We start from the raw sequence: 14,566 nt of genomic DNA, 5'->3' as shown, positions 1-14,566 counted from the left end.
TCGGGAAATTCACGGCGACGGCGTCGTACACGCACAAAGGTCGTACGGTCACGCTCGACGTGCCATACGAAGTGAAAGGGTATGAGTTGTCGATTATGCATACGAACGACACACACGCAGCACTCAAATATGCACCTAACCGTGCAACGGCAATCAAACAAGTGCGTGCTGAAAAACCAAACGCGCTTTTGATTGATGCTGGGGACGTCTTCTCAGGATCGCTTTACTTCAACGAGTTCAAAGGCCAAGCTGACCTTAAACTTATGAACTACATGAAGTACGACTTGATGGTACCGGGTAACCACGAGTTCGACCTCGGTACAGAGGCAGGTCATAAAGAGTTGTCGCAATTCGTCCGCTACGCGAACTTCCCGTTCGTCAGCTCGAACGTTGACTACTCGAACGACCAATACATGAAGAACCTTTATCGTGACGAAACAACAGAAAAAGCCTTCAACGGGCGTCTCTACGAAGGAGTCATCAAAGTGGTTGATGGCAAGAAAATTGGCTTCTTCGGCTTGACGACAGAAGATACAGCGAATATTGCAAGCCCGGGACCAATTCAATTCCAAAACTATATCGAAGAAGCGAAGAAAGCCGTCAAGGCGTTCGAAGATATGGGGATTGACCAAATTGTAGCAGTTTCTCACCTTGGCTTCGATGATAATCCGAATATTGACAATGATCAAATCCTTGCTGCAGAAGTCGATGGGATCGACATCATCATCGGTGGTCATACGCATTCACGATTGAATGCGCCGGTTGTTGTCACAGAAGGCAAGTCAGAGCCGACACTTATTGTCCAAGCATTCCAATACAGTGAACTCCTCGGGACACTCGACGTTGAGTTCGACAAGGACGGGAAAATCGTTGCACACGAAGGTCGTTTAATCGACGTGAAGGCACTCGAACCAGACGTTCGTGCAGTTCAATTGCTCGCTCCGTTTAAAGAAGAAGTTGATCGCATCAGCAATGAGCCGATTGGAGTCTCGCTTACAGCCCCGCTCCTCAACCCACGTTTCTCTGATCCGTCAGATGTGAGTGTCCGGGCAAATGAAACGGCTCTTGGAAACTTGATTGCCGACGGTATGCTTGCTAAAGCGAAAGAGTTCGATGCGAACGTAATAGCGGCTGTTCAAAATGCAGGTGGCATTCGTGCTGGTATTGATGAGGGGCCTGTGACGACAGGAGAAGTCATCACAGTACTTCCATTTGGTAACACTCTTTCTATCATGGAATTGAAAGGTAGCGAGTTATTGGCAGCGCTTGAGCGCAGCGTCAGCGTTTATCCGCGTGAGAATGGTGGATTCCTTCAAGTTTCAGGTCTTAAAGTCGAGTTTGACAGCTCGAAACCTGCGAACGAGCGAATCGTCAAAGTGACTTACAACGACGGGACGAACGATGTCGCGATTGATCCGAACGGAACGTATAAAGTTGCAACGAATTACTACACAGCTACTGGTGGGGACAACTTTGTTGAGTTCGAAGCTGCGTTCAAAGATGGACGTGTCAATGACCTCGGTCTTAGCGACTGGGAGAACTTGCGCGACCATATGCTCAGCATCGGAGAAATCACACCGACGGTCGAAGGCCGCGTGGTCGACGTCAAAGAATAATGAATTGCGAAAGGACATCTACGGGTGTCCTTTTGTTCTGTCTTCGATTTGTCATCCAGATGATTTTGCCTTTTGAATTGAGCGTTTGCTATAATCAATGGGTGTCGAAACGAGATGTTTCAAATAAGAGGGCATCGGCTAAAGAGAAAACGATGCCATTATGAATTTGGAGGAACCCCCATGAGTTGGAAACGTAAAGTGAAACGTGGTGTCTATTTAGGCATGCAGCGCGGCAAACGAATCGGCCGTCGGTTGATGAAAGGGACGAAGACGCAAGTGCAGACGAGACAGTTCGTCGAAGTCGTCCCGTCTTGGCATGCCCGGACGTCTGCAAACTATGAAGTGGACGGCGCGGCGCTCGTTTCTACGATGGCCGAGAAGCAATTTTTGACGTACGGAGAGCGTGCCTCGTCCTTCCGCACGGTGCCGGGCCCGGACTCGTTCCAGCTCAACCCGTCGATTCGCGAGTTTGACGCGAGCCTGAACGTCGAGAAGAGCGGTGACATCGATGTCACGCTTCTCGTCATGATGTATAACGATCAAGAACGGACGCGCGTCGTCCGTGTCGGGGACGGTGTCCGTACGACGGTCACGCTCCGTGAAGATGAGACGAAGACTCGCTTCGTCATCCAGACGCAAGGGAAAGGGCGCGTCTTAATCCAGTCGCTCCTCATCGACGGACAGCCGCTTTGGAACGTCGAAGGGATGAGCAGCGCCGTCGCCGATGCCGACTTCGATACGATGATCGAGCTCGACGCCGAGTCGCTCGAACTCCTATCCCCGCTCAGCCGCATCGTCCATGTTGACGGCGGCACGATCACGGTGACCGGACAAGGCAACCAATATGAACACTACGGCGTCCATGAATCGGCGCCCCCACATGTCGACACCGAACGCGGCATCGACTTCCCGCTCGCCGATATGGACGACTACGTCTATCGTTTCTATTTAAAAGGAGACGCGACCGAGATGGCGAAAGCGACGCTTTTCGTCGCGACGTACGCGCACGGCGAGCGCGACCAGCTCATCGAGGTGCCGCTCGGCTTCAGCAACGTCATGAGCCTCACGCCGAGCCACGACTCGGTCCGCTACTTCGTCCGCTTCCACGGGAACGGCACGATCTCGGACTTGAAGCTCGGCGTCATCCGCGAGAACAGCGTCCGTCGCACGGAGACGTTCGACCTCGACCCGACGTTCTGGACAATCCCGACGCCAGAGTCGATCAAGCTGAAACAAGACCCGAACGGCCTCCGCCTCGTCCTAGACGTCGAGCCGGACGTGCGCCGTTACGTATCGTACATGGAGACGAACAACCGCTTCACGGTGCTCCCGAAAGAGAAGCCGTACACGGTCCGTCCGAACCACCGCTACCGTGTGACGGTCGACGGTGAGCTCGGCGAGAACACGGGCGTCGTCCTCTACATCATCTCGTACTCGCTCACGGAGCGGTTGTCGATGCAACAAGTGCAACTCGGCAGCGAGAAGATTTTCGAGTTCGGAAAAGACGTACGTTACCTCCGCTTCGCCCTCCGCGTCGACGGACAAGGCGAGACGCTCGTCACGAACATCCGTGTCAGCGAGGAGATCATCACCGACCGGACGCAAGTGCCGGAATGGATCGACCCGCGTGAGGCCCGCCTGTTCGAGGCGACGCCGCGCGAGTTGCACGAGATGAAAGTCGCGGCCATCTTCGATGAGTTCACGACCGCTTCGTATCGTCCGGAATGTGAATTGATCACGTTCTCGCCGGACGACTGGCCGGCCGTCCTCGCCGATCGTCAGCCCGACTTCCTCATGGTCGAGTCGGCCTGGAAAGGAAACGACAAGACGTGGGAGAAGAAAATCGTCAAATACGGCACGAACACGTGGGAAGAGCTCGACGCCCTCCTCGAGTGGTGCCGTTTGAACAACGTCCCGACCGTGTTCTGGAACAAAGAAGACCCGATTCACTACGACCGGTTCATCGAGACGGCGAAACGGTTCGACTTCGTCTACACGACGGATGCGAACATTCTCGACAACTATAAAGAAGATTGCGGGCACGACCGGGTCGGCGCATTGCCGTTTGCGGCGCAGCCGAAAGAGCATAATCCAATCCGTCTACCGGGGACGCGTGAACCGTACGCCTCGTTCGCCGGCTCGTATTACGCGAACCGCCACGAGTCGCGCCGCATCGACATGGACCGCCTGTTCGCGGCGGCCGACAAGTACGGTCTCGTCATCTACGACCGCAACTATGAGATGAATCAGCGCGGGGAGACGGACCAGCTCCAATTCCCGGAGCAGTTCCGTAAGTCGATTCGCGGTAGCTTGAAGTACAACCAGATTGCGAAAGCCTACAAAGGCTTCAAAGTCATGTTGAACGTCAACTCGGTGAACGACTCGCCGACGATGTTCTCACGCCGCGTGTTCGAAGGCCTGGCCTGTGCGACACCGGTCGTCAGCACGCGCTCCATCGGCGTCAAACAGATGCTCGGCGATTATGTCTTCTTGGATGAGGGCGACGAGATGCTCGAGGAGACGTTCCGTAAACTGTTAACAGACGACAGCTTCTACGAGGACGTCGCCATGGGCGGCATGCGTCACGTGCTCAAGTATCACACGTACACGCAACGCCTCGCCCAAGTCGTCGCTGCGATCGGTTTACCGTATCGTGTCGATCATCCGGAAGTCGCGCTCGTCGCATTCGTCCGTTCCGCGGACGAGATGGACCGCGCCGTCGAGACGTTCCGGGCCCAAGACTACGAGCATAAACACCTCGTCGTCTTCCTCGACAAGTTCGATGGCCACCTTGATTTATATGAGGCGTACAACACGGAAGACGTGTCGACGTTCATGCTCAGCTACTTGCCGCAATATAACGCCTTGTCTGAAATCTTGGACGGCTTCGACTGGATGGCGTTCATCCGACCGGGCGACTATTACGGTCCGTCGTACGTATCGGACTATATGCTCGCGACGCGTTACGCCGACTCGAACATCTTGACGAAAGAAGACTACTTCACGTGGGACGGCAAGCTCGAGAAGATTGACTCGGATGGAACGTACCGTTACGTCTTCGACGCGACGCCGTCGCGCTCGATCATGAAGCCGGACGTGCTCCGTTTTTATAGCGTGGCCGAGGCGCTCGACGTGTTGAAACAAGACGCGACGCTGAAAGAACTCGCCCAGTCCGGGGAACGCATCTTCAGCACGGACCCGTATCAATATGTAAAAGCAGGGAGCGACATGCCGCAAGCGGTCGCTCAGGAGGTACAACTATGACGACACCACTTCGCGTCCTCGTCTACGGGGACGTCAACTTGAACTTAATCGACGGGTCGGCCATCTGGCTGACGTCCGTCGTCTCGATGTTGAACCAAGACCCATCAATCAAAGTCGACGTGCTCTTGAAACGTTCGATCACGAAACCTGAGGTGACGGCCGGCATCCGCGAGTTGCCGAACGTCCGCTTCATCGACGTGTTCGCCGATCCAACTTACCAAGACGCGCCATACGTCGAGCGCAAGGTGCTCCAAGCCGACGAGGCGGCGGGGCTGATCGACGAGCTGATGAAAAAAGAGAAGTACGACCTCGCGTTCGTCCGTGGTTTCCAGCTCGCGTACGACTTGTCACAATATGAACAGACGATGGCGAAGACGTGGACGTACATCACAGATTTCACGCACGACCATACGCAAGCGTCCGAAGAAGAGCTCGCCCGGCTGAAACAAATCGCGTCGCGCTCGGCGCGCATGCTCTGCCAGACCGAGGCGATGAAGACGTACTTCGAGTCATTCTTGCCGACGGACCGCCCGTTCCTCATCTTGAACCCGATGATCCCGAACGTGAAAGACGCCGTCCCGACGTTCACGAAACCGAACGACCGTCTCGTCTACACGGGCAAGTTCGCGCCGCTCTGGTATTCGACCGAGATTCTCGACGCGTTCGCGAAGCTCCGTGCCGACTATCCGGCCGAACTGCACATCGCGGGTGACAAGTTCAACCAAGACCCGAACAACCCGAACTTCAAGCAGGAGATCCTCGCCCGTCTGAAGTCGGATGACGGGTTGACATGGCTCAAAGGCATCCCGCGCGCCGACGTCGAGACGCTCATCGAGTCGAGCGCGATCGGCGTGTCATGGCGCCATCCGGAGCTCGACGCCTCGCTCGAGCTGTCGACGAAGCTGCTCGAGTACGGCTCGCTCGGAAAACCGGTATTGTTGAACCGGAACCCGATGCACGAGCTCATCCTCGGCCCGGACTATCCGCTCTACGTCAACTCGGAACAGGAGTTCATCGAGAAGGCGAAGCTCGCCTTGACCGATGAGGCCGTTTACCGCGACGCGGCGACACGGCTCTATGAGATGGCGCAGTACTATACGTTCACGAACACGTACAAACGCCTCCGTGATGAGCTTTGGTCGATGAAGAAAATCAACCTGCTGTTCGCCGGACATGACTTCAAGTTCCTGCGTCTGTTCATGGACTACTTCGAGCGCCACCCGCGCTTCAACGTCTTGATCGACGAATGGGAAGGACACAAGATTCATGACGTCAATCACAGTAAGGCGTGTCTCGAGCAGGCCGACATCATCTTCTGTGAGTGGGGTCTCGGCAACGCCGTCTGGTACTCGCATCATAAGAAGCCGCACCAGACGATGATCGTCCGCATCCACCGCCAAGAGAAAGAGACGCCGTTCCCGCGCGAGTACAATCTGCACAACATCGACCGCATCATCCTCGTGTCGCCGTATATGCTTGAAGAGATGTACCGTCTGTTCCGCATCCCGCGCCACAAGATGACGATGATTTACAACGCCGTCGACGGGACGCGCCTCGTGCAACCGAAGCAGCTCGACGACTTGACGTTCCATCTCGGTATGATCGGGGTGAACCCGAAGCTGAAACGGCTCGACCTCGCGCTCGACATGCTCGAGACGCTCCGTAAGGAAGACGCACGCTACAAGCTGTTCATCAAAGGCCATCACCCGAACGAGATCTATTGGATCAACAAACGGGAAGACGAACGCGCCTATTACGACCGTCTGCTCGAACGGCTCGAAGAACCGGCGTTCAAGGACAGCGTCGTCTTTGACGGCCATGGGGACGACGTGCCGGAGTGGTTGACGAAGATCGGCTTCGTCTTGTCGACGAGCGACCTCGAGAGTTTCCACCTCGCGCCGGCCGAGGCGATGACGTCGGGCACGTACCCGATCATCCGCCACTGGACGGGCAGCGAGACGATTTATCCGGACGACGTGTTGATGGAGAACGTCCTAGACGGCGTCGACATCATCCGCTCGTTCCGCGGTGAGTCCGACAAGTTGCTCGCCTCGACCGAGCGATTCATGGCATATGCGCATCACCATTTCGCCATCGAGACGCTCGCGCCGAAGCTCGAACAACTCATCTTGACCGAAATGAATCGAAAACAATGAGCAAGCCCGGGCTTCCGGGTTTGCTCGTTTTATCATACTTTGAGGAGATATATTATGAGCCAGTTTATGTATGAAGCGAAGACGCACAAGTTCGATTTCGAACGTCGGGACGGACTGACACACGTCGTCTCCGAGACGCCGCTCGATGTGCGCCTCGGCCATTACGACTCGTCGCGCGAGGAACCCAATGGGATGAACGTCGCCTTGCGACTCGATGACGCCTTCACGGTTGACGTCCCGTTCAACAACTTGCTCCCAGTCTATTATTCGGAAGCACCGGTCGTCGTCGGGACATCGCTCATCGACGTAGCTGAGAAGGCCGGTAAGTCAAAAGAACAGGCGAAGGCGGCGAGCCAGATGCGCCACATCGGCCACGTCTTTGGCCGCGACACGCGCATCGAAGGTGTCAAACGCCTCGCTGCCGGTGAACGCCTGATTGTACGTGACGGCACGATCACGATCGAGACGTGGGACGAGCTGCCGCGCGGGTCGTCCAAACTCCGTGACGACTTCACCGATACGTGGCTCACGGCCCTTCGAAACGCCACGTCGGTCCCGATGACAGCTGTGAACGTGCCGTTCGCAGGGAGTGCGCTCGACGTGTTGCTCGCGAAGTTATACATCGAGGCAGGAAAAGATGTGACGCTCCACGTTCCGGATGAGGAAGGGAACGAGGCGACACTCGCCCGAGAGCTTCTTCCGGAAGCGAAGCGAGAAATCGTACCGGCGCCAGCGGACACGATGACGCTCTCGCTAAGCCGTCGTCTCGCGTCGTCGTTCGAGGCGACAGACGGCAACTTATCGGCTTATGAGAGCATCCCGACCGGACGTGACGTCGACCCCGCTTATGTCGAGGTCGGCAAGCACGGGTCGGACTGGCTGTACGGCAAGCACGTGTTTTTGAAAGACAACATGGATGAGCACGAGGCGAAGCAACAGCTGTCGAGAAAAGCCATCCGTCCGTTTGAAGGATTTGGCGAGGGCGAACGCGAACAAGTCGAGGCGATGCTCAATCAATTATTCGACGAAGAGGCGGACCGCGACTGGAGCGGCCGGCTCGAGGCGGCCTGGTTCCATTTGAAGGTCGAACATTTCCATGCCTACGCCCGGAGCGGATTCTTGCGTGAGATGACGATTCTCCAGCCGCTCTTCGACCGTGACGTCCTGCGCCACATCATCGAGGCGCCTTACGAGACCCGCCGTCAAGGTCAGCTCGTCAAAATCGCCCTCGACGCCTTGTTCGGCGAGAAGCCACTCCATTTCGTCAAAGAGACGTTCGCCTGGAGCGACTCGCCGCTGTTGCCGACGATTATCCCGGCGCCGCTCAACTGGCGCCTCATGCTCGACCATGTCGCCCCGGAGCAAGTGAAGCAGTTGAACGAACGGCTCGGTGTCGAGACAGGCGTGACGGAACGCTTCAAACCGAGCGACACCCCGGAACACGGGTACGTCTCGCTTTGGAACGAATGGACGTCCCACAATTGGAACGTTCGATTGGACGGGTCCGAGATTGAGCCGGAGACGGTCGAATTGGTCGTGCCGGAATCGCACAAGCCACGTTCGGTGACGATCAAACCGTTCATCTATCATTACTTCGTCCCGTTCAACGCCGACTTGTTCACGTTGACGGAAGAACGGTTCGTCGCACACGTCGAAGTGGCGCCATTGAACGGGGAGAACGGGTATTTGCAACTGTTCAATCAGAGCTTCAGCGCGGTCCCGTCGACCGAGTTCCAAAAAGACGCGACACTCGGGAGTGCCCCGTATATCGACCTCGACGGCACGATCGAGCTGTTGACGGACGAACCGACGTCAATCGAGCTATATGTCATGCAATACGATGCGAAGAAAAATTTGAAGAAGACGGCGTTCAGCCACGAGCTCTCGCCTGGCGTGAACGAAATCCGTCACCGCATCCCAAAAGAAGTTGAGGCAAAGTTCATCAAGCTAGCATTCAAATTCCAAAACGACCAACACACCGTCCGTGTCAAGATGGGGTCGTGGGTCATAGAAAGCTGAGGAAAAGGTTATGGACCGTCAACAAGTTGAGTATGTCGAACGTGAGAATGCATTTTTACGGGAACAACTGCAAGCTTTGACCGACCAGATTGAAGCGGTGAGGCAAGAGGTGCTCGAAGAGGGTGCCAAGCACATCCGCGGGAAAGAGAACACGATTCAAAAGATGAAAGAGCTCGAGCGGGAAGTCCGCCAGGCGAAAGCGAACGCCGACAAGTGGCGAAAAGAGGCCGCGAGCGAGAAGGCGAAGCGTGAGACGACCGAAGCGGAAGTGGAGCGCTTGACCCAAATCATTGAACGGGCAAAAGCCATCCCGGTCGCCGGGAAGCTCGTCGCCAAAATTGAGCGGGAAGGGCAGTCGTCATGAACGGGTATGAGGAACAGTTGACCGCGATTCAAGCAGAGAAGAAAGCGTGGGTCCGCACGGTCGACGAGCAGTTTCAATCGTTGCGGCTACCTACTTTTTTAGAGGGGTCGCTCCAGCGCGGCATCAGCGTCATCGTCGCCTCGCACGACTCGGTCGACCTGTTGACGACGTGCCTCGCCTCGCTCGAACGCCAGACACTTCATCCGTCGCTCGTCGAATGGGTGCTCGTCTTCAATGGGCCGAATCGGCAAGCGCTCTATGACGCGAGTCTGGCCTACGGGAATGACGTCACCGTCCACCGTTTGCTCGAAGAAGAAGCGAACGTTGGGGTCGCCCGGAACCGTGGGCTTGAGGCGGCGACACGGCAATACGTGACGTTCTTGGACGAGGACGACACGTTGAGCGACATGTATTTAGAGGAATTGTTCAAGCGGGCACTCCCGGACCGAATCGTCATCGCCGACATTCAAGACCGCGACGCGGAAGGCAACCCGCTCACCTCGCCGCTCCATCGCGAGTTTTTACGGCTCGCCGGTCAGGACTGGGCCTATGAGCAGATGTCACAGCTATTGACGTTGAACGCCTGTAAGCTCGTCCCGACCGTCTATGCGAAACGTACGGCGTACGAGCCGAGCCTAAAGAGCGGGGAAGACGTCGTCTACTTCTCGACGCTGTTCGCCACGTTCACGCCGCGTGTCGAGTTACTCGAGCAGGGTACCGACGCGATTTATTACCGGCAGGTGCGTGAGCGCTCCGTCTCGAGACAAGCGCAGAGTCCCGATTTCTCGGTCCGCCAACGGATGGCGGTCATCGAGGCGCTGGATGCGTTGCTCGAGCGTGCGGATGAGCCGACGCGGCGCTTGATTGAGCGGAAGATCGACGCGCAGACGTCGATGATGAGTACGTACTATCGGGATGCGGCAGACGAGCGAGCGACGATTCGTAATCTTGTCGCTGAAACTGGGCTTTCGTACTTCTCGTACAGCGTCTTGAACCAACATGCCGCGGCGCACGCCGTCATCATCGGCGACAAGCTCAATCAGGCAGGAGAACTCATTGCGACGTATCCGGACACGGCCGTCGTCCGTGTCTACCTATTAAACCCGTATACGCGCGCGAAGTTGAAAGAAGTCGTGACCGAAGACGTGTTCCGCCGGTTAACGTTCGCAAACGTTTCCGTTTCGAATTGGTCATTATTACCCGAAGTTTGCTATAGTGTAGGGGATGTGCGTGCGGCGGCACTTAGTACAGAGTACGTGCTCGGTACGAACGTACGAGCGGTCCGCCCGGTATAATCCCGTTTTGTCATGAAAATGTAATTGCTTAATAAATCGGATCAGGAGTATAATGGGTTTGATTTTTGGTAAATCCTAAACAATATGAAATGTTAAGCAATATTCAGTGACACCTGTCACTAATCTATGGAGGTAATCTCAACTATGAAAGTATGTACGATCGGATTAGGATATATTGGACTCCCAACGTCTGCGGTCTTCGCCCAATACGGCGTCGACGTCGTCGGTGTGGACATTCATCAGTCAGTTGTCGATAAATTGAACCGTGGCGAAATCCACATCGAAGAGCCAGGCCTCGGAGACGTCGTCAAAGACGTCGTCGCGAAAGGCAAGTTCCACGCCTCGCTCGAGCCGGAAAAAGCGGACGCGTTCATCATCGCCGTCCCGACACCGAACAACGATGACGAGCATAAGTCGTGCGACCTCACGTATGTGCTCGAAGCGACGAAACGTGTGCTTCCATACGTCGAGAAAGGCAACGTCATCATCGTCGAGTCGACAATCGCACCACGTACGATGGACGACCACGTCAAACCGCTCGTCGAAGCAGCAGGTTTCGTCGTCGGTGAAGACATCTTCCTCGTGCATTGCCCGGAGCGCGTTCTCCCAGGTCAGATCTTGCATGAGCTCGTGCACAACAACCGTATCGTCGGCGGCATCACGCCAGCGTGTGCGGATGCCGGTGCGAACGTGTACGGCACGTTCGTAAAAGGTGAAGTCATCAAGACGGACGCGAAGACGGCTGAAATGTCGAAACTCATGGAGAACACGTTCCGTGACGTCAACATCGCCCTCGCGAACGAACTCGCGAAAGTATGTAACGCGCTCGACATCAACGTCCTCGACGTCATCGAGATGGCGAACAAGCACCCGCGCGTCAACCTTCACAGCCCAGGCCCAGGTGTCGGCGGACACTGCTTGGCGGTCGACCCATACTTCATCGTGGCGAAACAGCCTGAGCTCGCGAAAATCATCAAGCTCTCACGCGACACGAACGTCTCGATGCCGGCTTACGTCGTCGAGAACGTGCAGAAGCTCGTTTCAGACCAGCCAGAAGCAAAAATCGCCGCGTTCGGCGTGACGTACAAAGGGAACGTCGACGACATGCGTGAAAGCCCGGCTGTCGAGATCATCGAATTGATGCTCGAGCAAGGTATGAACGTGGCCGCCCACGACCCACACGTCGAAGTCTCGTCATCAAAACACTTCGACCTCGTGTCGAAAGAAGAAGCAATCAAAGATGCGGACCTCGTGCTCGTCCTCGTTGACCACAACGAGTTCAAAGCGCTCGACTTCAACGAGTTGAACGCAGCGATGCGCCGTCCGATGATCTTTGACACACGTAACATCGTGAAGGCCGATGACAGCGACCTTGCGGTTGTCAACTACGGAAACTTGTACGAATACGTCAACGGGAAAGTGACGTTGGCCTAATCCGTTAGGTGCCCGCTATGATCAAAGCCTCGAAACAAGTATTCATCGAACTATGGGAGAGTCTCTATTTAATATTGAGACTCTCTCTATATGAAACGAAAAGTCGCTATTCGATGCAGTACTTCGGATACTTGTGGGAAATCATAACGCCGATCATTCAGATTGCGATTTATTGGCTCGTCTTCGGGTTCGGTCTTCGTGCGGGTCGAGACGTTGGTGATGTTCCGTTCCTTCCATGGCTCGTTTCAGGAATCGTGCCATGGTTCTTCTTTGGACCGGCCATCGTCAGTGGTTCTCGATCCGTTTTTTCGAAGATCGCACTCGTCTCGAAGATGAGTTTCCCAATCAGCACGATCCCGGCGTACGTCATCTTGTCGGAACTGTATCGACACGTGGCGATGGTCGCGATCGCGTTCATCTTGATGATGGCGTTTGGCATCAGTGAAGGCTGGAACTTGCTGTTCTTGCCGTACCTGCTCCTCAGTGCGCTCGCGTTCTTGTATGCGTTCTCGCTGTTGACGTCGGCACTGGCCACGATTATCCGCGACTTTCAAAATTTGCTGTCACAAATTATTCGGATGATGCTTTATTTACTCCCTATCTTCTGGCAACCGACTGGAAAGCTCGAAACGATTCTCATGATCAACCCGCTCTACTATTTGGTGGAAGGGTACCGGTCGATGTTCCTCGGAACGGATTGGCTCATGCAGAACTTGGGCTACGGGCTCTATTTCTGGGGCTTCACGCTCGTGACGTTCTTAATCGGGTCGGCGATTCACGTCCGTTTCCGTCGCTACTTCATTGACTACATTTAAGGAGCGGTGACGTATGAGCTACCAAGTGAAGTTTGAAAACGTATCAAAACGGTACACGTTGTACCGGAAGCAAAGTGATAAACTGAAAGAAGTGTTGTTCAACCGGGCGAACGGGAAGCAGTTCTATGCGCTCCGTAACGTCACGTTCGAAGTACCGCCGGGCGAGGTCGTCGGTATTCTCGGGATTAACGGTTCCGGCAAGTCGACGATGTCGAACTTGTTATCGGACGTCATCCCGCCGACGCACGGCAAGATCGAGCTGCGCGGGAAACCGTCGCTCATCGCCATCTCGTCAGGCCTGAACGGCAACTTGACGGGGATGGAGAACATCGAGCTGAAATGTCTCATGCTCGGGATGGACAAGCATCAAATCAAGGCGATTACCCCGGAAATTATCGAGTTCGCCGACATCGGTGACTTTATCGACCAACCGGTCAAGACGTACTCGAGCGGGATGAAGTCGCGCCTTGGCTTCGCCATCTCGATTAACATCGACCCGGACATCCTCGTCATCGATGAGGCGCTCTCGGTCGGGGACCAGACGTTCACCGACCGCTGTCTCGTCAAGATGAACGAGTTCAAAGACGAAGGCAAGACGATTTTCTTCATCAGTCACTCGGTGTCACAAGTCCGCCAGTTCTGTACGCAGGCAATCTGGCTCGAATACGGCGAGATCCGTGAGTACGGACCGGTCGACGAAGTGGCTGACGAGTACATGAAGTTCTTAAAATGGTTCCGCACGCTCGATTCGAAGCGCCAATCGGAGTTCAAGCAACAGAAGATGGCGCAACGGACGACGATCGTCGACCAAAACGACGTCGGCAAGACGATTATCTTGCCGCGAAAACCCCTCAAAGGAGAATCTGTATGATTAAAGTTATGACCGTGTTCGGTACACGTCCCGAAGCAATCAAAATGGCTCCGCTCGTCTTGGAGCTCAAACAACGTGAAGGGATCGAACCGATCGTCGTTGTCACAGCCCAACATCGGGAGATGCTCGACCAAGTGCTCCAGCTCTTCAAGATCACTCCAGATTATGACCTTGACGTCATGAAGAAGAACCAGACGCTCTTCGACGTGACGACACGCGTCCTTCACGGTCTCGATGAAGTCATGAAGGAAGCAAAACCGGATATCGTCCTCGTCCATGGGGACACGACGACGACGTTCGCCGCGTCACTCGCCGCATTCTACAACCAAATCGCGATCGGTCACGTCGAGGCGGGCCTTCGCACGTACAACAAGTACTCACCGTACCCGGAAGAGATGAACCGTCAATTGACAGGCGTCATGGCGGACCTTCATTTCGCACCGACCGAGACGTCAGCTGACAACTTGCTCCGTGAGAACAAGAAAGAAGCAGATATCTTCGTCACCGGCAACACGGCAATCGACGCGCTTAAGACGACCGTCCAAGACGATTACGACAACGCGTTGCTCAACCAAATCACGGCTGAAAACAAACGTCTCGTCTTGCTCACGGCCCATCGCCGCGAGAACCTCGGCGAGCCGATGCGCAACATGTTCCGTGCCGTGCGCCGCTTGATCGAGAAGTATGACGATATCGAAGTCGTCTATCCGGTCCACATGAACCCGATTGTTC

At 55.4% G+C, this 14,566-nt stretch carries 9 protein-coding genes and 1 pseudogene; all 10 read left to right on the top strand.

Annotation, left to right across the window (positions count from 1 at the left end):
• Positions 1-1,616 (top strand): bifunctional UDP-sugar hydrolase/5'-nucleotidase (locus tag DI14_RS06280; protein WP_051622603.1); only part of this gene is annotated, 1,616 nt, incomplete at its 5' end.
• A 180-nt stretch (positions 1,617-1,796) separates the two neighbouring features.
• Positions 1,797-4,880, top strand: coding sequence for a glycosyltransferase (locus DI14_RS06275; RefSeq protein WP_034806695.1), 3,084 nt, complete (start codon positions 1,797-1,799; stop codon positions 4,878-4,880).
• On the top strand, positions 4,877-7,036 hold the full coding sequence (locus DI14_RS06270) for a glycosyltransferase (protein ID WP_034806692.1): 2,160 nt from the start codon (positions 4,877-4,879) through the stop codon (positions 7,034-7,036). The genes DI14_RS06275 and DI14_RS06270 overlap by 4 nt, the downstream gene beginning before the upstream one ends.
• A gap of 54 nt (positions 7,037-7,090) precedes the next feature.
• A complete protein-coding gene (locus DI14_RS06265; protein WP_034806690.1) occupies positions 7,091-9,055 on the top strand; it encodes a hypothetical protein in 1,965 nt (654 codons plus the stop codon).
• A 10-nt stretch (positions 9,056-9,065) separates the two neighbouring features.
• Positions 9,066-9,419, top strand: coding sequence for a hypothetical protein (locus DI14_RS06260; RefSeq protein ID WP_034806688.1), 354 nt, complete (start codon positions 9,066-9,068; stop codon positions 9,417-9,419).
• The gene (locus DI14_RS06255; RefSeq protein ID WP_034806686.1) at positions 9,416-10,714 is read left to right on the top strand and encodes a glycosyltransferase family 2 protein; all 1,299 of its coding nucleotides are present in this window, start codon (positions 9,416-9,418) and stop codon (positions 10,712-10,714) included. The genes DI14_RS06260 and DI14_RS06255 overlap by 4 nt, the downstream gene beginning before the upstream one ends.
• A 144-nt stretch (positions 10,715-10,858) precedes the next feature.
• On the top strand, positions 10,859-12,148 hold the full coding sequence (locus DI14_RS06250) for a nucleotide sugar dehydrogenase (protein WP_034806683.1): 1,290 nt from the start codon (positions 10,859-10,861) through the stop codon (positions 12,146-12,148).
• 17 nt (positions 12,149-12,165) lie between these two features.
• Positions 12,166-12,963 (top strand): ABC transporter permease, encoded by a 798-nt coding sequence (locus DI14_RS06245; protein WP_034798952.1) that lies wholly within the window; start codon positions 12,166-12,168, stop codon positions 12,961-12,963.
• 13 nt (positions 12,964-12,976) lie between these two features.
• Positions 12,977-13,756 (top strand): annotated as a pseudogene (tagH, locus tag DI14_RS06240) (teichoic acids export ABC transporter ATP-binding subunit TagH); the annotation flags it as partial.
• A gap of 74 nt (positions 13,757-13,830) precedes the next feature.
• On the top strand, positions 13,831-14,566 hold a 736-nt coding region (wecB, locus tag DI14_RS06235), incomplete at its 3' end, for a non-hydrolyzing UDP-N-acetylglucosamine 2-epimerase (RefSeq protein ID WP_034806678.1).

This window comes from Exiguobacterium sp. AB2 (assembly GCF_000696055.1).
Classification (GTDB): domain Bacteria; phylum Bacillota; class Bacilli; order Exiguobacteriales; family Exiguobacteriaceae; genus Exiguobacterium; species Exiguobacterium alkaliphilum.
Note: the sequence above shows the minus strand (reverse complement) of the source record. Positions and strands in the feature narration are given on the sequence as shown.

What these genes read in the sequence shown, in the direction of transcription:
- DI14_RS06275 (WP_034806695.1), top strand. Translation starts at nt 1,797, where the DNA reads ATGAGTTGGAAACGTAAAGTGAAACGTGGTGTCTATTTAGGCATGCAG.
- DI14_RS06270 (WP_034806692.1), top strand. Translation starts at nt 4,877, where the DNA reads ATGACGACACCACTTCGCGTCCTCGTCTACGGGGACGTCAACTTGAAC.
- DI14_RS06265 (WP_034806690.1), top strand. Translation starts at nt 7,091, where the DNA reads ATGAGCCAGTTTATGTATGAAGCGAAGACGCACAAGTTCGATTTCGAA.
- DI14_RS06260 (WP_034806688.1), top strand. Translation starts at nt 9,066, where the DNA reads ATGGACCGTCAACAAGTTGAGTATGTCGAACGTGAGAATGCATTTTTA.
- DI14_RS06255 (WP_034806686.1), top strand. Translation starts at nt 9,416, where the DNA reads ATGAACGGGTATGAGGAACAGTTGACCGCGATTCAAGCAGAGAAGAAA.
- DI14_RS06250 (WP_034806683.1), top strand. Translation starts at nt 10,859, where the DNA reads ATGAAAGTATGTACGATCGGATTAGGATATATTGGACTCCCAACGTCT.
- DI14_RS06245 (WP_034798952.1), top strand. Translation starts at nt 12,166, where the DNA reads ATGATCAAAGCCTCGAAACAAGTATTCATCGAACTATGGGAGAGTCTC.